Source organism: Bacillus smithii (assembly GCF_001050115.1).
In the GTDB taxonomy this organism is placed as follows: Bacteria; Bacillota; Bacilli; order Bacillales; family DSM-4216; genus Bacillus_O; species Bacillus_O smithii.
Window position 1 is genome coordinate 2,449,341 of the sequence record NZ_CP012024.1, and the last position, 19,850, is coordinate 2,469,190.

At 42.4% G+C, this 19,850-nt stretch carries 16 protein-coding genes, 1 riboswitch and 1 other annotated feature (1 of these 18 only partly in view); of the genes, 1 reads left to right on the forward strand and 15 read right to left on the reverse strand.

What is annotated here, in order from left to right; all coding sequences use genetic code 11:
- Positions 1–39: 39 nt before the first annotated feature.
- The 13 genes from BSM4216_RS11485 to zapA form a co-directional block, all read right to left on the reverse strand.
- The gene (locus BSM4216_RS11485; protein ID WP_048623792.1) at positions 40–1,275 is read right to left on the reverse strand and encodes an aspartate kinase; all 1,236 of its coding nucleotides are present in this window, start codon (positions 1,273–1,275) and stop codon (positions 40–42) included.
- A 101-nt stretch (positions 1,276–1,376) separates the two neighbouring features.
- Positions 1,377–1,556, reverse strand: a riboswitch (Lysine riboswitch).
- Positions 1,557–1,625: 69 nt separating this feature from the next.
- Positions 1,626–3,395 (reverse strand): excinuclease ABC subunit UvrC, encoded by a 1,770-nt coding sequence (gene uvrC / locus BSM4216_RS11490; RefSeq protein ID WP_048623793.1) that lies wholly within the window; start codon positions 3,393–3,395, stop codon positions 1,626–1,628.
- 133 nt (positions 3,396–3,528) lie between these two features.
- Positions 3,529–3,699, reverse strand: a complete 171-nt coding sequence (locus tag BSM4216_RS16765; protein WP_156179253.1) for a hypothetical protein — start codon at positions 3,697–3,699, stop codon at positions 3,529–3,531.
- 297 nt (positions 3,700–3,996) lie between these two features.
- Entirely contained in the window at positions 3,997–4,311 is a 315-nt protein-coding gene (gene trxA / locus BSM4216_RS11495) for a thioredoxin (protein WP_003355576.1), read from the reverse strand.
- A gap of 213 nt (positions 4,312–4,524) precedes the next feature.
- Positions 4,525–5,505 carry an electron transfer flavoprotein subunit alpha/FixB family protein gene (locus tag BSM4216_RS11500; RefSeq protein ID WP_048623794.1) on the reverse strand — a complete coding sequence of 327 codons (981 nt, stop codon included), beginning with the start codon at positions 5,503–5,505 and terminating at the stop codon, positions 4,525–4,527.
- 32 nt (positions 5,506–5,537) lie between these two features.
- Complete coding sequence (locus tag BSM4216_RS11505) at positions 5,538–6,311, reverse strand: electron transfer flavoprotein subunit beta/FixA family protein (protein ID WP_048623795.1); 774 nt, start codon at positions 6,309–6,311, stop codon at positions 5,538–5,540.
- Between the two features lie 68 nt (positions 6,312–6,379).
- The gene (locus BSM4216_RS11510) at positions 6,380–7,153 is read right to left on the reverse strand and encodes an enoyl-CoA hydratase (protein WP_003355580.1); all 774 of its coding nucleotides are present in this window, start codon (positions 7,151–7,153) and stop codon (positions 6,380–6,382) included.
- A 30-nt stretch (positions 7,154–7,183) separates the two neighbouring features.
- A complete protein-coding gene (locus tag BSM4216_RS11515; protein ID WP_048623796.1) occupies positions 7,184–7,771 on the reverse strand; it encodes a fatty acid metabolism transcriptional regulator FadR in 588 nt (195 codons plus the stop codon).
- 117 nt (positions 7,772–7,888) lie between these two features.
- The gene (locus BSM4216_RS11520; RefSeq protein ID WP_048623797.1) at positions 7,889–9,583 is read right to left on the reverse strand and encodes a long-chain-fatty-acid--CoA ligase; all 1,695 of its coding nucleotides are present in this window, start codon (positions 9,581–9,583) and stop codon (positions 7,889–7,891) included.
- 288 nt (positions 9,584–9,871) lie between these two features.
- The gene (locus tag BSM4216_RS11525; RefSeq protein ID WP_048623798.1) at positions 9,872–12,226 is read right to left on the reverse strand and encodes an endonuclease MutS2; all 2,355 of its coding nucleotides are present in this window, start codon (positions 12,224–12,226) and stop codon (positions 9,872–9,874) included.
- A gap of 112 nt (positions 12,227–12,338) precedes the next feature.
- Positions 12,339–14,054, reverse strand: a complete 1,716-nt coding sequence (polX, locus tag BSM4216_RS11530) for a DNA polymerase/3'-5' exonuclease PolX (RefSeq protein ID WP_048623799.1) — start codon at positions 14,052–14,054, stop codon at positions 12,339–12,341.
- A 151-nt stretch (positions 14,055–14,205) separates the two neighbouring features.
- Entirely contained in the window at positions 14,206–14,757 is a 552-nt protein-coding gene (locus BSM4216_RS11535) for a CvpA family protein (RefSeq protein ID WP_003355585.1), read from the reverse strand.
- Positions 14,750–15,022 (reverse strand): cell division protein ZapA, encoded by a 273-nt coding sequence (gene zapA / locus BSM4216_RS11540; RefSeq protein WP_048623800.1) that lies wholly within the window; start codon positions 15,020–15,022, stop codon positions 14,750–14,752. The genes BSM4216_RS11535 and zapA overlap by 8 nt, the downstream gene beginning before the upstream one ends.
- An 84-nt stretch (positions 15,023–15,106) precedes the next feature.
- Here zapA and rnhC point away from each other — a divergent pair, with 84 nt between their 5' ends.
- Positions 15,107–16,030: a ribonuclease HIII gene (gene rnhC, locus BSM4216_RS11545; protein ID WP_048623801.1), complete on the forward strand. Its 924-nt coding sequence runs from the start codon at positions 15,107–15,109 to the stop codon at positions 16,028–16,030.
- A 211-nt stretch (positions 16,031–16,241) separates the two neighbouring features.
- Here the strand turns inward: rnhC and pheT are convergent, their stop codons facing one another.
- Entirely contained in the window at positions 16,242–18,656 is a 2,415-nt protein-coding gene (gene pheT, locus BSM4216_RS11550; RefSeq protein ID WP_048623802.1) for a phenylalanine--tRNA ligase subunit beta, read from the reverse strand.
- 99 nt (positions 18,657–18,755) lie between these two features.
- Positions 18,756–19,796 carry a phenylalanine--tRNA ligase subunit alpha gene (pheS, locus tag BSM4216_RS11555; protein WP_003355591.1) on the reverse strand — a complete coding sequence of 347 codons (1,041 nt, stop codon included), beginning with the start codon at positions 19,794–19,796 and terminating at the stop codon, positions 18,756–18,758.
- Between the two features lie 53 nt (positions 19,797–19,849).
- Position 19,850, reverse strand: a binding site (T-box leader) (it continues 240 nt past the right edge of the window).

Consider the following 19,850-nt stretch of genomic DNA (forward strand, 5'->3'; position numbering starts at 1 on the left):
GGGCAATAAAACATCCGTCTTTTAATCATTTGACAACGATCAGATCGTCGCTTTTGTTTTTTGTTGAGCAAGCCCAAAACCATCATGAAGGACTTGAGCGGCTTTTTCCATATCTTTTTGATCTATGACTGTAGACACCTTAATCTCCGAAGTGCTGACCATTTTGACAGAGATATGGTTTTCAGCCAAAATGGCAAACATTTCAGCGGCAACTCCTGGGTTGGAAATCATTCCGGATCCTACAATAGATACTTTTGCCAGTCCTTCCTCATATGTAATAGAATCAAATCCAAGCTTTTCTTTATTTCGTTCCAATACATGGATGGTGTCATGCAAATCATCCGTTTTGATAGAGAACGACACACTGCCAGTTTGATCATGGATGCGGCTTTGAATAATAATATCGACGTTGATGCCATGATCCGCCAGAACGCCGAAAATGGAGGATAAGCTGTTGATTTCATCCTTTAAGCCTTCTACGGTAATTCTCGTAATGTCATCTTCAAATGCTACGCCTCTTACCACCAAATTCTGTTCCATCGATATTTCCTCCTCAATGATCGTTCCATTTTCCCTTTCCATGCTCGATCTTACAACAAGCGGGATGCTGTAATTTTTTGCAAATTCAACCGCGCGCGGATGCAAAACACCTGCTCCTAAATTGGCTAACTCCAACATTTCATCATAAGAAATGGAAGAAAGTTTTCTCGCCCCTTTGATATATCTTGGATCTGAGGTGAACACGCCAGTCACATCGGTATAAATGTCGCAGCGTTCCGCTTTCAACGCCGCCGCCAGCGCCACCGCCGTTGTATCCGATCCTCCTCGCCCGAGAGTCGTAATTTCACCGTCTTCTGTGACGCCTTGAAAACCGGCTACGACCACTATCTTTCCTTCTTCAAGCAAACTAGTCAGCTTTTTTGTTTCAATATTGAGTATACGCGCATTCCCGTGAAGTTTTTCCGTCTGAATGCCGGCTTGCCATCCAGTGAATGAAATGGCCTCAAACCCTTTTTTGATCAAAGCAGTTGTCAAAAGCGAAATCGTCACCTGTTCTCCAGTCGACAGCAACATATCCATTTCCCTTTTGGGAGGATGATCATCGATGGCCTTAGCGAGTTGGACAAGCTGGTCGGTCGTTTTCCCCATTGCGGAAACGACTACCACCACATCATTTCCTCTCTTTTTTTCTTCGATTACACGATTGGCCACATTGAAAATTCTGTCTATATCACCGACAGATGTTCCTCCAAATTTTTGAACAATGAGTCCCAACAAAGATCCCCTGCCTTTTCATTGATTCACTTCTAAAACGCAAACAGGCAATGAGAACCAAATCTCATTGCCTGTGAAGATGTAATAAGAAAATACATCAAGCGTGAGATAGCTCTCCAAGACGATACCATCTTGACAGTTCTGCATTTCTTAAACACAGAACCAGCAGAAAAAGGAATGAGCCTTTCACTGCTTCGGCGGCCGTCCCCTTTCCAAACTTTTCATGGAAGCTCATTCTTCTCCAAGCTTGTACTCTTGAACTCCGCGCCTCTATCATCACTTTTACGTATGAAAGTGATTTTATTTAATTTTAGGATATTATAGCATAATGGGATTTTTATGACAACGCGCTATTTCAACTTTTTCTTAATGTTGCGGGCGATCTTTTCGGGAATACCGATTTTCGTAAACTCTTCTAATTCTGCTTCTTTCATTCTTTTTAATGATCCGAAATGTTTTAGCAGAAGTTTTTTCCTTTTCGGTCCGACTCCCTCAATATCATCAAGTGCGGATCGAAAAGCTGTTTTTCCCCTCAGCTGCCGATGAAAGGTAATGGCAAAACGATGCACTTCATCCTGAATTCTTTGCAGCAAATAAAACTCTTGACTGTTCCGCTCTAATGGGACAATCTGCAGAGGATCGCCAAATAATAACTCTGATGTGCGGTGCTTTTCATCTTTAGCAAGCCCTGCAACCGGTATCGACAAATTGAGTTCATTTTCCAATACATCTTTTGCGGCTTCGACTTGCCCTTTTCCACCATCGATCAAAATTAAATCGGGAAGCGGCAATTGTTCCTTTAATACCCTTGTATATCGTCTTCGAACCACTTCTCGCATTGATTCATAATCGTCCGGACCTTGAACAGATTTAATCTTATATTTGCGATACTCCTTCTTTTCAGGTTTTCCATCGATAAAAACAACCATGGCGGAAACAGGATCCGTGCCTTGAATATTCGAATTATCAAATGCTTCAATTCGCAATGGGGTGGATATTCCCATCGCTGCCCCTAGTTTTTCAACAGCTTTGATCGTTCTTTCTTCGTCTCTTTCGATAAGCGAGAATTTTTCTTGAAGAGCGATCGCCGCATTTTTTACCGCCATCTTAACTAATTCTTTTTTTTGCCCTTTTTTCGGCTGAATCATTTTGACTTGAATCAGTTGTTCCGCCAACTCGATGTCCACGTTTTCAGGCAGCAAAATTTCTTTCGGTTTTATATGATGGGCTTTGGAATAAAATTGTCCGAGAAAGGTTAAAAATTCTTCCTCATCTTCATTGTAAATGGGGAACATCGAAACATCTCTTTCGATCAGCTTCCCCTGTCTGACGAAAAAGACTTGAACACACATCCAGCCTTTGTCAACGGCATAACCGAATACATCACGATCCGTAAAGTCGTTTGTTGTTATTTTTTGTTTTTCCATCGTCGCCTCGATATGGGCAATTTGATCCCGATATTCTTTTGCTCGTTCAAATTCGAGATTTTCCGCCGCTTCAGACATCTTTTTCATCAATTCATCTTTAATCTCTTGATAGCCGCCATTTAAGAAACGGGTAATTTCCTCCGTCATTTTTTTGTATGTTTCTTCTGGGACATGATTGACACAAGGAGCTAGACATTGGCCCAAATGATAATATAAGCAGACTCGATCGGGAAGAGTGGAACATTTTCGCAAAGGGTATAGCCTATCGAGCAGCTTTTTCGTATCATTCGCCGCTCCCACATTGGGATATGGTCCAAAATATTTGCCTTTATCTTTTTTTACCTTTCTTGTTGTAATCAGGCGAGGATGCCGTTCCGCCGTCAATTTTATATAAGGATAGCTTTTGTCATCCTTGAGCATGACATTATATTTCGGATCATGCTTCTTTATTAAATTCATTTCCAATATTAACGCTTCAATGTTAGAAGAGGTTACAATATATTCAAAGTCTTCAATCTCGTTGACCAGCCGCTGGGTTTTCCCGTCATGAGACCCGGTGAAATAAGAGCGCACCCGATTTTTCAACACTTTTGCTTTTCCGACGTAAATGATCGTTCCATGACGGTCTTTCATTAAATAGCAGCCAGGCTGGTCGGGAAGAAGAGCTAATTTATGCTTGATTATATCGTTCATGATCGCCACCTCCTGGACCACCTGGTGAACCAATCTCACTTTCATCTGTTTGTAGTGAGAGCTTCTTTAAAGACTCGTATATTTTAGCTGAACGATTGCCTATATACAAGAACCATTTTATGTTTTCCCATGTTCAAAAACGTTCATGTTCATACATTGGATCGCCGACACCATTTTCGTTTCTTCTGTATTGATTCGTTTCACCGTGAAAATGGGAGACTTCTCGCAAACGAATGGAGAAAACAATCACGCACCCGCTTTTTTCTTGCTTTGGCTGTTTTGGCATGCATACTCGGCGATTCACCCGCCATTCTTCTCATTTTAAGAAGGCTACCCTTTCCAAATGAAACGGGTCACCCTATTTCATTTGGAAAAAGTAAAACAGTCATTTTCAAGAAAACGGTTGTCATCGTCCTGTTGAGACACTCGTTAATATTCCTTTCATTGAAAAAAGTTAAGTCTTTTCCATTTCATAAAAAACCAAAATCATGCTGATCCAAAATAAAAAGGCAAGCCCTCAACTCAATAACATTGAGATGCTTACCTTCGATTTTACCGCATTCCTCGAAATGACGGAGAATTATGAGTGCGGCAACATTCATTAAGCGTGTTTATTAATGAGTTCAGTTAACGCTTCTTTCGGTTGATATCCGATGACTTTATCCACTATTTCTCCATCTTTAAACAAGAATAAAGTCGGGATACTCATAACACCGAATTTTCTGGCCGTTTCTTGGTTTTCATCCACGTCCAGTTTCACGATCTTTAATTTATCATTCATTTCTGCATCAATTTCTTCCAAAACTGGAGCAATCATTTTACAAGGTCCGCACCACGGAGCCCAAAAATCAGCTAAAACAAGACCGCTGCTTGTTTCAGAATCAAATGTTTGATCAGTAGCTTTAACAATAGCCATTATTACCAATCCTCCTTATTTCCTTTCAGGTACTAGGGACAGTATACCATCCTTTAAATTGGAATGCTAATTTTTTGTTTGCAATTTGCATTTTCCCCGATCTACTTGAATTCTATTCTTTATCTCTATTACAAAAGCAGCGGACGAACGTTTTTAATCAAACATCCAATCAAAAAACGGCCTCGACAAATCCATGGCCGTTTTTTGATTGGATTACGAAGAAGCTATCTTTAATTTTTTGAATTCTTCTGTCAATATCGGCACTACTTGAAACAAGTCTCCAACGATTCCGTAGTCGGCTACGCTGAAAATATTTGCTTCCGGATCTTTATTAATGGCTACAATCACTTTTGAGTTGGACATCCCGGCCAAATGCTGAATGGCTCCCGATATGCCGCAAGCAATATAAAGATCAGGCGTAACCACTTTTCCCGTTTGTCCAATTTGCATAGAGTAGTCGCAATATCCCGCATCACACGCTCCTCGAGAAGCTCCCACCGCACCGCCAAGGACATCCGCCAGTTCTTTCAGCACTTTAAAGCCCTCTGCGCTTTTTACGCCGCGTCCCCCGGAAACAATCACTTTAGCTTCCGTTAAATCTACTCCTTCGCTCGCTTTCCGCACCACTTCTTTTACCACGGTGCGTATGTCTTTAATATCGGCTTGAACAGATGTGACTTCGCCGGTCCGGGATTCATCTTTTTCAAGAGGTATAATATTATTCGGGCGGACTGTAGCAAAAACGATTCCATCCGTGACTATTTTCTTTTCAAACGCTTTTCCCGAATATATCGGGCGAGTAAAGACGATGTTTCCCCCTGCAATTTCGACCGCCGTCGCGTCGGAAATCAGCCCTGTATTCAGTTTGCTGGCGATCTTAGGGGACAAATCTTTCCCCAGTGCCGTATGGCCAAAAACAATGCCATCTGGCTTTTCTGATTCGACCACTGCCAAAAAAGCTTGAGCATATCCATCTGGTGTATATTGTTTTAATTGTTCATTCTCAACCACAACCACTCGATCCGCTCCGTAATGGATAAGCTGTTCCCCTAAGTTTTTTATCGAATCACCTATGATGACGCCAACTACTTCTCCGCCTTCCGCTATTGTTTTACCCGCAGACAAAGCTTCAAACGAAATGTTTCTGAGTGCTCCTTCACGAACTTCTCCTAATACCAACACTTTTCGTGCCATATTCGACCCTCCTGTTTCTTGTTCCCTTTCCATTACACTACTTTTGCTTCCGTATGCAGCAATTGAACCAGCTCTTTTACTTGATCACTTAAATCGCCTTCCAATATTTTTCCTGTTTCTTTTTTTGGAGGCAGAAACACTTCAATCGTTTTCGTTTTTGGTTCAACATCCTCTTCTTCAAGATCCAAATCATCCAGTTCTAATTCATCAAGCGGCTTTTTCTTCGCTTTCATGATTCCGGGAAGCGACGGATAACGAGGTTCGTTTAATCCTTGCTGTGCCGTTACGAGCAACGGCAGGGAAGTTTCAATGACTTCCGAATCCCCTTCCACATCACGGATCAATTTTGCTTGCGTCCCCTTTATTTCAATCTCAGTGATCGTTGTCACATATGGAATGCCTAATAGTTCTGCTACACGCGGCCCCACTTGCCCGCTGCCGCCGTCTATCGCCACATTCCCCGCTAAAATCACATCCGCCTCTTTATCTTTTAAAAATTCAGCCAAAATTTTCGCCGTTGTAAATTGGTCCCCGTCTTCTAAATCGTCTTCAACATTGATTAAAACCGCTTTGTCAGCTCCCATCGCAAGAGCAGTGCGCAGTTGTTTTTCACTTTCTTCGCCTCCGACGGTTACAACAGTCACTTCTCCGCCGTGAGCATCACGGATTTGAATAGCTTCTTCAACGGCGTATTCATCATATGGATTGATGATGAATTCCGCACCCTCTTCATCAATGGATCCATTGGTAATCGTGATTTTTTCTTCCGTGTCAAACGTTCTTTTTAACAACACAAAGATGTTCATTCGTCTCCCTCCAATATCATAATATTCATCCTTTTAATAATGTTCGGATAATTAAATGGACAAAATGTCTACTCTCCTTTAAAAACAGGAGCTCGTTTTTCGATAAAAGCTTTTATCCCCTCTTGCCCATCTTTCGATTCAAAAACTTTGCCGAACCATTCAGCTTCTTTCTCCATCCCTTTTTGAAAATCGCCTTGCTTGGAATAATTTAATAGTTCAATAGCCGCTTTCAGTGAAAGCGGACTCTTCTTCGCAATTTTTGCTGCTAATTCCCGTGCCCGCGGTAGAAGTTCTTCCTCCTTGCAAACATCGTTGGCAAGCCCCCATTGAACCGCTTCACTTCCCGAAATCGGTTCACTTGTAAAAAGCATCTCGGCTGCCTTTCCGGTACCGACATAACGAGGCAGTCGCTGGGAGCCGGCAAAACCAGGGACTAACCCAAGGCTAAGCTCCGGTAAACCTAATTTGCTATTTTCCGTCACAAGGCGAATGTGGCAGCTCATGGCTAATTCCAAACCTCCGCCCAATGCCGCTCCATGAATAGCGGCAATTACAGGTTTGGAGAAATGTTCAATGCGATTAAACACTTGCTGCCCATGAGAAGCGAGAGAAGAAAATTTTTTGCCATCTTTGACAGTTGCAAATTCCTTAATATCCGCTCCCGCGGAAAAAAATCTCCCTTTTCCGTAAATAAGTACCACTCGGACATTCTGCTCGTTCTCCAATTCATCCAAGAGCAAATCCAATTCTGAAATGACCTCATTCGCTAAAGCGTTTGCAGGCGGGCGATCCAAAATCACTTCCGCCACATTTCCTTGTCGTTGCCATGAAAGATATTCCATTTCCTTACCATCCCCTTATACAACGGAAAATCATTTTTCTCCTAAAAACCCCTTTAATAACAGTTTGGCTACAGTTGGTGTGAGAGCCACAAGGTCATATTTTTGTTTGTTCATGACCCATGTTGTAGCGATTTCATCGATCGTCCCAAACAGCATTTGACGAGCTATGCGAGTATCAAGATCAGGAGCAAATTCCCCGCTTTCCACTCCTTCGCGAAGAATTTGCTCTATAAAATCTAAATATTCTTTCAACACATTATTGATGCGTCGGCGTAATTCTTGATTGGACTGCCTTAGTTCCAGCTGCGTTACTACTGCCAATTTCGGGTTTTGAGAAAGAATTCGAAAATGATTTTCTATCATCATGAATATTTTCTCTGCAGCCGTTTGTTTCCCTGCTATGACTTCTTTAATTTTTTCGATGAAATTCGCCATTTTTTCTTGAAACAATGAAATTAAAATGTCTTCTTTATTTTTAAAATACAAGTAAATGGTGCCGTCGGCTATTCCCGCCTGCTTGGCGATCTTTGAAACTTGTGTTTGATGATAACCGTTTTCGGCAATCGTAATCACGGCCGCGTCAATGATTTGATGGTATTTCGGTTTGTTTCTTCTCAAGACAATCCCCTTTCAAACTACACATCATCATTTATGAATGATCATTCATTCATAAATGAATCTTATCTTTTTTCTCCCATACTGTCAATAGAAAGGTTCATCATTATTTTTTCTTATTCAGCTTTCTTTTTCGTTTTTGCCTAAATTTTCTTTTTCTTCTTCTGTAAGAGCACGCCGCAATATTTTTCCCATTGCGGTTTTCGGCAATTCTTCCCGAAACTCGTAAATTCGTGGTACTTTATAGGCTGCCAAACGTTTTCTGACAAAAGCATCCAACTCTTTTTCCGTTGCAACCGCGCCTTTTTTCAGTACAACATAGGCCTTGACAGTTTCCCCACGGTAAGGATCCGGAACCCCGGCTACGACAGCTTCCTGAACCGCTTCATGTTCGTACAGAACTTCTTCCACCTCGCGAGGATAAATATTATAGCCTCCTGCAATAATGATATCTTTCTTGCGGTCGACGATGTAAAAAAATCCTTCTTCGTCCATGTAACCGATATCCCCTGTCAAAAGCCAGCCGTTTCGCAAAACGGCCGCTGTCTCCTCGGGACGATTCCAGTACCCTTTCATCACTTGCGGCCCCTTTACAGCCAACTCGCCAATTTCATGAGGGGGAAGCGGATCTCCGGTTTCCAGCGATAAAATAGCTGCATCTGTATCCGGCCAAGGGAGCCCTATGCTTCCTTCCGCCTTTCTGCCCCACAGTAAATTGGCATGGGTAACAGGAGAAGATTCGCTTAATCCGTAACCTTCCACTAATTTTCCGCCTGTCACTTCTTCAAATTTTTTCTGGACTTCTAACGGCAATGGAGCCGATCCGCTAATACAGCATTTAATGGAGGAAAGATCATATTTGCTGATATCAGGATGGTTGAGCAAACCAATGTACATCGTTGGCGCACCGGGAAACAAAGTGGGACGTTCTTTTTCAATCGTCTTTAGTGTCGTTTTGACATTAAATTTCGGCAATATAATCATTTTATAAGCTTGCATAACGGATAAAATCATGACAGCCGTCATTCCATAAACATGGAAAAATGGGAGCAGCGCCAATACCGATTCTTCCCCTTTGCGGCACTTGTACAGCCAAGCGTCAATCATGGAAGCGTTTGCAACAAGGTTTTTATGAGTCAGCATGACCCCTTTTGGGAATCCCGTTGTTCCCCCCGTGTACTGCAAAAGAGCAAGATCTTCTTCAAAATCGAAATCTTCATCGATTTCATTCGCCGTTTCGTTTTTCAAAACCACATCAAATAAATGAATATTCCCTCTATGATGCACTTTTACCAATATTCCTGTTTGTTTTTTTTGCATTTGAGAATAGATAGTATTTTTAGGAAAGGGTAAATAATCTTTGATAGCTGTGACAATGACATGTTCAATGTCCGTCTTGTCCATGATCTTCGCCACTCGGGGGTAAAGAACATCCAGCGTAAAAATCACTTTTGCACCTGAATCCTCCATTTGGTATGCCAGTTCTCTTTCCATATAGAGCGGATTTGTCTGTACGACGACGCCACCAGCGTATAGTACACCGAAGTATCCGATCACGCTTTGGGGACAATTAGGAAGCATGATCGCCACTCTGTCTCCTTTTTGCACGCCAATTTTGCGCAAATATCCCGCTAACTTTAAAGCAGATTCATACACTTCTAGAAAGGTCATTTTCTTCCCCATAAACTGGATGGCCGTGTTCTCGGCATATTCTTCGGCTGCTCGAGTTAAATAGGATTGAATCGGAATAGGCTCATATGAAAGTGTAGCAGGAATTTCCTCCGGATAATGTTTAAGCCATGGTTTATCCGTCATCGAACTCCCCCTTCGATATTTTTTGGAAAATTTAAAATATTATATACGAATTATACAATATATTTATCCTATTTACAATCAAAGAAAAAAGATCGAACCTCCCTCCAAAATCGAAAGAGGTTCGACCTTTTTAAGCAAAAAAGACTAAATATATGATTCCAAGAATAAAAAATGCTCCGCAGCAAACAAGCAGCACTTTGGCCAATTTTTCCATTGTTTCATCTCCCCAATACGTTGTGGAGCTTGTTTAAAGAGAAGGAAAAAGGTGAAGACTTGCCAATATGGATTTTACTTCAGTTCAACCACTGTGACGCCGCTGCCGCCTTCCCCCGCTTCTCCGAGACGGATGCTTTTCACTGATCGATGACGCTTCAACAGCTCTTGTACTCCTTTTCTTAAAGCCCCTGTTCCTTTCCCGTGAATAATGGAAACACGCGGATATCCGGCCAATACGGCATCGTCAATGTATTTTTCTACTTTTATCAAAGCATCTTCATAGCGTTCCCCGCGCAAATCCAGTTCTAAGCCCACATGATAATCTTTTCCCTTTACGGTAGCCAACGGTTTCGGATCGACCTTTTTTTGCAAAGGAATGTATTCAAGATCCGATTCATTGACATTCATTTTTAAAATGCCGACTTGAACGAGCCATTCGTTCCCGTCGACTTTTTCGAGTATCGTTCCTTTTTGACCGAAGGACAACACTTTTACTTCATCTCCCGGCATAAAGGAACGGCTCCTTTTCGCTTTTGGTTGCGGTGTTTTTTTGTCTATCTCCGGCATGGCATCAGACAACCGCTTTCTCGCTTCGATCAATTCATGCTCTTTTACTTCTGCATTCTTTTCCAAGCGCAGTTTTCTTAAATGGCGAATGATTTCTTCCGCTTCTTCTTTCGCCTTTTCGACAATTTTGGAGGCTTCTCTTTCAGCGCGGCTGTACATTTCTTCTTTTTTCTCATAAAACTCTTGCATCTGGTTTTGCAAATCTTTTAAAAGCTTTTCAGCCGATTTTAAATAATCTCTTGCCTCTTGTTCTTCTTTTTCGGCTAATTTTCTGCTTCTCTCTAAAGAAGCAATCATATTTTCTACTTCGTTTGTATCGTCACCCGTATATTGTCTTGCCCGTTCAATGATCTTATGATTTAATCCTAAACGCTCGGAAATTTCAAAAGCGTTGCTGCGTCCGGGAACGCCGATGAGCAAACGATAAGTTGGGCTTAATGTTTCCACATTAAACTCAACACTGGCATTGATGACTCCGTCTCGGTTGTATCCATAGGCTTTCAATTCAGGATAGTGGGTGGTTGCCACTACCCTGGCCCCTACTTCAAGCACTTCATCCAAGATCGAAATGGCAAGAGCCGCTCCTTCCTGTGGATCAGTCCCTGCTCCGAGTTCATCAAACAGCACCAAGCTCTCCCCCGTCACTTCCTTTAAAATGTCTACAATATTCACCATATGGGAAGAAAATGTACTTAAGCTCTGTTCAATGGATTGTTCATCCCCGATATCGGCAAATACGGAATGAAAAACGGCCATTTCCGAACCTTCCTGAGCCGGTATTTGCAGACCGGATTGTGCCATTAACGTTAAAAGACCGATGGTTTTCAGCGTAACGGTTTTTCCTCCGGTATTCGGTCCGGTAATGACGATCGCTGTATAATCTTTCCCCAGTTCAATATCGTTGGGTACAGCTTCCTCTATCGGCAGCAAGGGATGACGCGCTTGATGAATCCTTATATATCCTTCTCGATTCATCAACGGTTTAGAGGCTTTCATGCTCTTGGCCAATTTCGCTTTGGCAAAAATAAAATCCAAATCACCCATCACTTGAACAATGACCAGCAGTTCATCGGCATTTTCCTGTACTTTCGCCGACAACTCTCTTAAAATTTTTTCGATTTCTTCCTGTTCTTTCAGCTTCAATTGCTTTAATTGGTTATTTAATTGAACAATCGATTCCGGTTCAATAAAGAGAGTTTGTCCTGAAGATGACTGATCATGGACAATCCCGCCATAGTGGTGGCGATATTCTTGTTTCACCGGGATGACGTAGCGATCATTCCGAATCGTAACGATGGCATCCGAAAGCATTTTCTGCGCATTTTTGGATCGAATCATGCTTTCCAGACGTTCGCGAATTCTTCCTTCATGAATCCTGATTTGACTACGGACCTCTCTTAATGTCGAACTGGCAGAATCCAAGATCTCTCCGTTTTCATCGACAGCGCGTTTAATGTCATGCTCCAGCTCCGTCAACACAGGGATCTGTTCTGTTTGTTCTGATAAAATCGGTAACTTTTCCCCGTTTTCAACCAGTTCGGCGATAAACTTTTTCATCATCCGTCCTGAGTATATCGTTCCAGCAATTTGAATCAATTCTTCGCCATTGAGCAATCCCCCGATTTTGGCTCTTTTCACGTGTGGACGGATATTATGCAGCCCATCTAGAGGAGCATGTCCTGCTACTCGTAAAACGGTTGCCGCTTCATCCGTTTCCTCCTGCCAGTGAACCACTTCAGAAAAATCAGCAGAAGGAAAGAGAGCGTCGATTTTTTCAATTCCCAATGAAGAAGAGGCGTGCTGTTCCAATTGTTGCTTAATTTTATCAAATTCTAACGTTGCCAATACTTTCTTATTCAATGAGCAATCTCTCCCATCAAGCATCATTCGATTTGTATAAAGCTATGCTGAAAAAGGTTGATGGATCTCATACCATAAGTATTCTCCAAAATGAACCATCCAAATGACCATATTAAGGGATCTGTAAAAAGCGTTTCATCTGTTTTGCATCCAATGTATTCAATATATTTTCCCGTTTGATCCAGCCCTTTCTTGCCGCTTTCACTCCGATTTCCATAAACCGCAATTGGTCAACGGCATGGGCATCCGTGTTGATAAAAAATTTCACACCTGCTTCTTGAGCTTTTCGCAAATGATCCGCAGATAAATCCAAACGGTGCGGATTGGCATTCAATTCTAAAGCCGTATTCGTTTCTTTCGCCCATTCAATCAATAAATCGATGTCGACATCATATCCTTGTCTTCTGCCAATCAGTCGGCCAGTCGGATGAGCAATTAATCGGACATACGGATTTTCCAAAGCCGTCCGCAGCCTTTTCATAATAGTAGAACGGGATTGGGAAAAATGCGAATGAATGGATGCAATGACGAAATCCAGCTGCGATAATAATTCATCGTCGAAATCTAGCGTTCCATCCGGTAAAATATCCATTTCAATACCGGAAAAAACTTCAATATCCGTATATTTTTCGTTTAATTTTTTGATTTCTTCTATTTGTCTCTTGAGCCGATCAGGCGTTAAACCGTTTGCCACTTTTAAATATTGGGAATGGTCGGTAATGGCCATATATTGATACCCTTTCTTTCTGCACGCTTCCACCATATCCTCCAAGGAATAAGCCCCGTCCGACCACGTAGTGTGCATATGCATATCGCCTTTCAAATCTTCCATTCTCACTAGATCCAAGCTTTCACGATAATGGTCGACTTCGGTTCCGTCCTCTCGAATTTCAGGAGGAATCCAAGGCAAGCCAAAATGGCGGTAGAAGTCCTCTTCTGTAGAAAAGGTCACAGTTTCTCCTGTTTCCTTGTTTTCGATGCCATATTCGCTAATTCGTTCTCCTCGTTGTTTGGCAAGCTGTCTCATCCGAACGTTGTGATCTTTTGAACCTGTAAAGTGATGAAGCGCCGTGGCAAATTGTTCCGGTTCCACAATTCGGAAATCAACCGAAACACCATATGAATCCTCAAGCACAACCGACACTTTCGTTTTTCCGGCTGCTGTTACTTCTTTGATTCCCGGAAGATGGATCAGTGCATCCGCAACCTTTTGTGGATCAGCCGCAGCGATGATAAAATCCAAATCTTTCACCATTTCCCGTAACCTGCGAATGCTTCCGGCACGGGAAAATTGTAGGATTCCATCGATGTTTGCAAGGTTCTTCTCGATTTGTTCGCACAGTTCAAGCATATGCCAGATGGGTAGTCGTTCCGGTCGATCGCCAACTTGCTTTATGGCCGCTAAAATTTTTTCTTCCGTTTTTTTCCCGAATCCAGGAAGATTTTGCACCTCCCCTTTTTCACAGGCGGCCTTAAGTTCCTCCGCATTCGTAATCCCAAGCTCTTGATAAAGTTTGGAAATTTTTTTGCCTCCAAGACCCGGAATCTGCAAAAGAGGAATTAAACCTTTCGGCACTTCCTGCTGCAATTGTTCCAAAACAGAGGAGGTTCCCGTTTCTATAAATTCCTCGATGACACTGGAAGTAGCCTTTCCAATGCCGGGGATTGATGTAAAGTCTTTTATCTCATTTAAACCGCGTTCATCTTTTTCAAGGGCGGCCGCGGCCTTTCGAAAAGCGGACACTTTAAAGGAATTTTCCCCTTTCAGCTCCATATAGATCGCAATATTTTCCAGAAGCCGAACAACGCTTTTTTTATTGTTGATCATCCATTCTCACCCGCAATTTGGAAAAAATCGATAAATATTTCATCTATCGGCTGTACATATCATGCCATTATGTCTATTGAAAACTTGGTATTCTTCCTATATACTATCAGAAACACAGGAAATGAAAAACTTCTCCTATTCAGAGAAGTTTTTACAACGTTGTTGGGTTGAATGCAATCAGCTGTTTCACATAGTCCGAAACAATCGGCGTATGGTTGATCATCGCTCCGGCAATGACAGATTGCTGCAGCTGAGCTTGAATACTGTCAACCGGGAGGAATGTGCCTAGAACGATGAGCACAAGCAAAACAACATATATTTCTAAAAAACCGAGGATTCCCCCGCCGATCATGTTGAACTGACGAATAACGGGCAGATTGGCCACAATGCTGAGCATGGAAGCTAAAAAGGAAAGAGCGATTTTGACAGCAACAAAAATAATCACAAAGGCAATGGCTCCATAAAATAATTTATCCACGTTGACAGCATGGGCAAAAAAGAGAAGGCCGCTGCTGCCGTTTCCATCCAATGAAGGAGCAGGAAATAATCCGGAAAGCCTTGCTGCGACAGCATCATGCGCAGCATAAGCCGCGATTAGAGCGAGAATCGAACTGGTCATATGGAAAAGCTGGCTAATCAACCCGCGTTTTAAGCCGATCACAATACCGCTGATGAGAAAAAGAGCCAGAAGCAAATCAAGCATTGTCATCACCCTTTAACTTATTGAATTCTTCTTTCAAACGGAGATATTCTTCTTGGAGTTTTACATAATCATGTATGGCATTAACGGCTGTTAAAACCGCTAATTTACTAGTGTCAAGGGAAGGATTCTTGGAGTTGATTTCGCGCATTTTTTCATCGACCAGCTCTGCGACATGCCGAATATGACTGGCTGATTCCTCGCCAACAATGACGTACTGCTGTCCATATATGTCAACGGTAATTCGGTTTTTTTTCCTTTCAGACAATGTAGAATGCCTCCATTCTAAAAGAATCCTAACCTTTATATTAACATCAACATTCATCATTTGAAAAGAAAAAGGAGAATTATGTTGTCGAATATAGTACTGAAAGTATCTCATTCTGTTCTTTCGTCCATGAAAACACACTATGCAGACGATTTAACCGCAAAACTGCCGACAGGTGCTGTTTTTTGCGCTAAACGAAATGGATGCACAATCACCGCTTACAAAAGCGGAAAAGTCCTTTTTCAAGGAAACAGCGCCGAGCAAGAATCCAAAAAGTGGGAACAAGACTCCCTTCCATCTGAAAAAAAATCATCCATGAGCAAAAGTTCTGTCTTGCCTTCCGGTTTTTCATCGCTTTCCGTTGTCGGCAGTGATGAAGTCGGTACAGGGGACTATTTTGGCCCGATCACTGTTGTTGCGGCCTTTGTCCGAAAAGATAAGATCCTTGATCTTAAACATTTAGGTGTGCAAGATTCGAAACAGCTCAGCGATCAGCGTATTATCGATATCGCAAAACAATTGGTCCACACCATTCCATACAGTTTATTGGTGTTGCATAACGAAAAATATAATGAGCTTCAGAAAAACGGAATGTCCCAAGGCAAAATGAAAGCTCTTCTTCACAATCGCGCCCTTTTAAATGTATTGCACAAAATTTCTCCTGAAAAACCAGACGCCATACTGGTCGATCAATTTGCGGAAGAGCCTCTTTACTTCCGATATTTAGAAAAAGAAAAAGAAATTTGCAAGGAAAACGTCTATTTTCAAACGAAAGGTGAAAACGTCCATATTGCTGTGGCTGCCGCTTCCATTCTCGCCCGCTTTGCATTTTTAAGAGAAATAGAAAAATTATCAAAGGAAGCTGGCTTCACCCTTCCAAAAGGCGCCGGTTCCATCGTCGATGAAGCAGCCGCTCGACTCATCGCCGAAAAAGGCGAAGAAAGCTTGAATTATTTTGCCAAAAGGCATTTTGCGAATACGGAAAAGGCTTTGCGGTTGATAAAATAAGCGAAACTTCTGTCATCGATAAGAGAATATCCGCTAATAGAAGTTCGCTTTTTTATTTTTCAGGCTGTTGTTTTTCTCGGCGGTGAAATCTTAACTCCTCCGCTTTCAATGCATGATTTTACGCTAACAAGAGAAAAACCTTCCTTAATAAAAGCAGACTCAACATCCAAAGAAACGGTGATGTTGAGTCTGTTTTCATGTAATGATCCTTTTAACTTCTTAATTCTGCTCCTGTTTTTTCTTTTACGGCAGCAAGCACCTTTTCATGGACATTCATGACTTCTTCATCTGTTAACGTTTTATCCGGATCATAGTATTTAAGAGAAAAAGCGATCGACTTCTTGCCTGGTTGTAAATGTTCCCCTTCATATAAGTCAAAAATGCGGACTTCCTTCAGCAGTTTTCCACCTGCTTGCCAAATGATTTGTTGCAATTTTCCAGCTTCCGTGTCTTTGTCCACCACTAAGGCAATATCGCGTGTAATCGAAGGGAAGCGAGGGATCGGATCGTATTGCAGTTCCAGCGCTTGTTCATTTAACAAGATGCTCGCTTTTAATTCAAAAACATAGGTTTCTTTTAAGTCTAATTGTTTTTGCTTTTGTGGATGCACTTGACCAATAAAACCTAGTCTTTTGCCATTTAAAAAGATTTCAGCAGTCCGTCCCGGATGCATATCAGGGAGTTCTGCTTTTTTCCATTCAACGGCATCGCCAAGGCCAAGTTTTGCGAACAGCCCTTCTAATATTCCTTTTAAAACAAAAAAGTCTGCCAGTTTTTGTTCTCCTTGCCACTCGTTCGCTTCCCACACACCGGTAATGGCTCCGGCAATATGTTCATCTTCCTGCGGCAGTTCTTGGCCGATTTGTTTCAGAAAAACCGACCCGATCTCATATAACCCGATTGAATCATTTTGGCGAGCGACGTTATAGGATACTGCTTCCAACAAATGAGGAACCAAGCTTTGGCGAAGAAGACTTCTTTCCTCGCTCATAGGCATGGCGATTTCGACCGGTTCCGTTTTATCCAGTACAAATTGATGAACCATATCCCGACTGGTCAAAGAATAAGTGATGGCCTGATACAGCCCCGCTCCTTCCAGAAACTTGCGCACGACGCGACGCTTCTGTTGATAAGGGGTTAAACCTCCCGGAGAGGCAGCTCCTACCGGCAGCGTTTTTGGCAATTCGTCATATCCATATAAACGAGCTACTTCTTCGATTAAATCTTCTTCAATCGTAATGTCCCCTCTTCGAGTCGGAACGGTGACAGTGAACAAGTCGTCGCTAGTTTCGACAGTGAAACGGAGTCTCCGGAAAATATCGACAACATCTTGACTCGAAAGATTGGTGCCCAAAACGCGGTTGATTTTGGAAAGCGATATCGTTATTTTTTTCGGTTCTGCCTCTAAATCTCCGGCGACAACCGTTTCTCGCAGCACTTCCGCACCAGCATATTTTTCCAGAAGTTCAACAGCTCTTTCCGCCGCAGCTTTGACCCTGTTTGGATCGACACCTTTTTCGTAGCGGGCGCTCGCTTCACTGCGCAAGCTGTGATCCTTAGATGCCTTTCGAATGGTTGTTCCGTTGAAGTAAGCAGATTCGATTAAGACGGTTGTCGTATCCTGCTGAACTTCGGAATTCGCTCCCCCCATCACTCCAGCCAATGCTACGGGTTTGGAACCGTTCGTGATCACGAGATGTTCCGGCGTCAAAGTACGTTTTACATCATCTAATGTCACGATTTCTTCTCCATCATAAGCGCATCTTACCAGAATTTCTTTAGAACCAAGGCGATCGTAGTCAAACGCATGGAGAGGCTGTCCGTATTCCAGCATGATATAGTTCGTAATATCTACCACATTGTTGTGTGGACGAATACCAGCTGCCATAAGCCTTGCCTGCATCCATAACGGAGAAGGGCCTATTTTTACGTTTTTAACCACTTTGGCGACATAGAACGGATTATCTTCTTTTGCTTCCACTGTCACTTTTATGTAATCACTGGCTTTTTCTGTACTTTCATGGTAAACGGGATGAGGCAGTTTCACATCACGATCCAAAATGGCCGCCACTTCGTAAGCGACACCGAGCATGCTTAAGCAGTCGGAGCGGTTCGGCGTTAATCCTAGTTCGATGATACAATCGTCCAAGTTCAACGCTGTGATCGCATCCGCCCCCACTTCAGCATCATCCGGAAACACAAAGATCCCTTCGGCAAATTCTTTTGGCACCAATTTTCCTTCAATACCGAGTTCTTGTAGAGAACAAATCATGCCGTTCGATTCTTCGCCGCGCAGTTTGGCCTTTTTAATTTTTATGCCTCCCGGAAGGCGAGCACCTGGTTTGGCTACTGCCACTTTTTGGCCTGCAGCTACATTCGGTGCACCGCAAATAATTTGAACCGGTTCTCCTTCACCGATATCTACCAAACATTTGTTCAATTTGTCGGCAGCCGGGTGTTTTTCGCATTTTAATACATGGCCGATCACTACATTTTTAATATGTTCTCCCGGTATTTCCACGCTTTCTACCTCAATGCCGGATCGGGTTATTTTTTCCGCCAGATCCTTCGCGGAAATTCCCGAAAGATCCACGTAATCTTGAAGCCATTTCAGTGAAACCAACATATTCAGAATACCTCCTTTTCTCAATGAACCATGTTGCCTTTTTACAGGCAATCGTTATCCGTTTATGTACAAGTGCTTTTAAAGCAACAGCACCTTGCGTTAAGATTCGTGGATGGAAAATTGTTTTAAAAAGCGAATATCGTTCGTATAGAAATGACGAATATCATCTATTCCGTATTTAAGCATAGCAATTCTTTCCGGACCCATTCCGAAAGCAAAGCCCGTATATTTTTTCGAATCGAAACCGGCCATTTCCAACACATTCGGGTGAACCATACCGGCTCCTAATATTTCAATCCATCCAGTGCCTTTACATACGCTGCATCCTTTGCCATGGCAAATTTTACAGGAAATATCCATTTCCACCGAAGGTTCGGTAAACGGGAAAAAGCTCGGACGCAAACGAATTTCCCGATCCTCGCCGAAAAACCGTTTAGCAAACACTTCAAGCGTTCCTTTTAAATCACTCATGCGTATGTTTTCATCGACCACAAGACCTTCAATTTGAGTAAATTGATGAGAATGAGTCGCATCGTCGTTATCGCGGCGGTAAACTTTTCCTGGACAAATAATTTTAACCGGGCCTTTTCCTTTGTGTTTTTCCATTGTCCGTGCTTGAATAGGGGAAGTATGCGTGCGAAGCAAAATTTCCTCCGTTATATAAAACGAATCCTGCATATCGCGGGCTGGGTGATCCTTCGGCAAATTAAGCGCTTCAAAGTTATAGTAGTCTGTTTCCACTTCTTGTCCTTCCGCTACTTGATACCCCATGCTGATAAACAAATCTTCTATTTCTTCTATTATTTTGGTCAATGGATGGGCATTGCCGTTTTTGACAGGACGTCCCGGCAATGTAACATCGATCGCTTCTTCTTTTAATTGCTTTTCTATGGCCGCTTCTTCCAGCTGTTTTTGCTTTTTCTCGATTTGCTCGGCAATTTCAGCCCTCACTTGGTTGGCCAAAGCCCCGATTTTTGGACGTTCTTCTGCAGACAGCTTCCCCATTCCACGCAAAACCTCTGTAATGGGGCCTTTTTTACCTAAATAGCTGACACGAATGTCATTTAATTCTTTTAAGTCTTGAGCACTTGCCACTTTTGACAACGCTTCTTGAGCCAATTCTTTTAACTTCTGCTCCACTGTCATGCTCCTCCTTTTACATTATTTTTCCAAACGAAAACCTCGCCCCAAAGG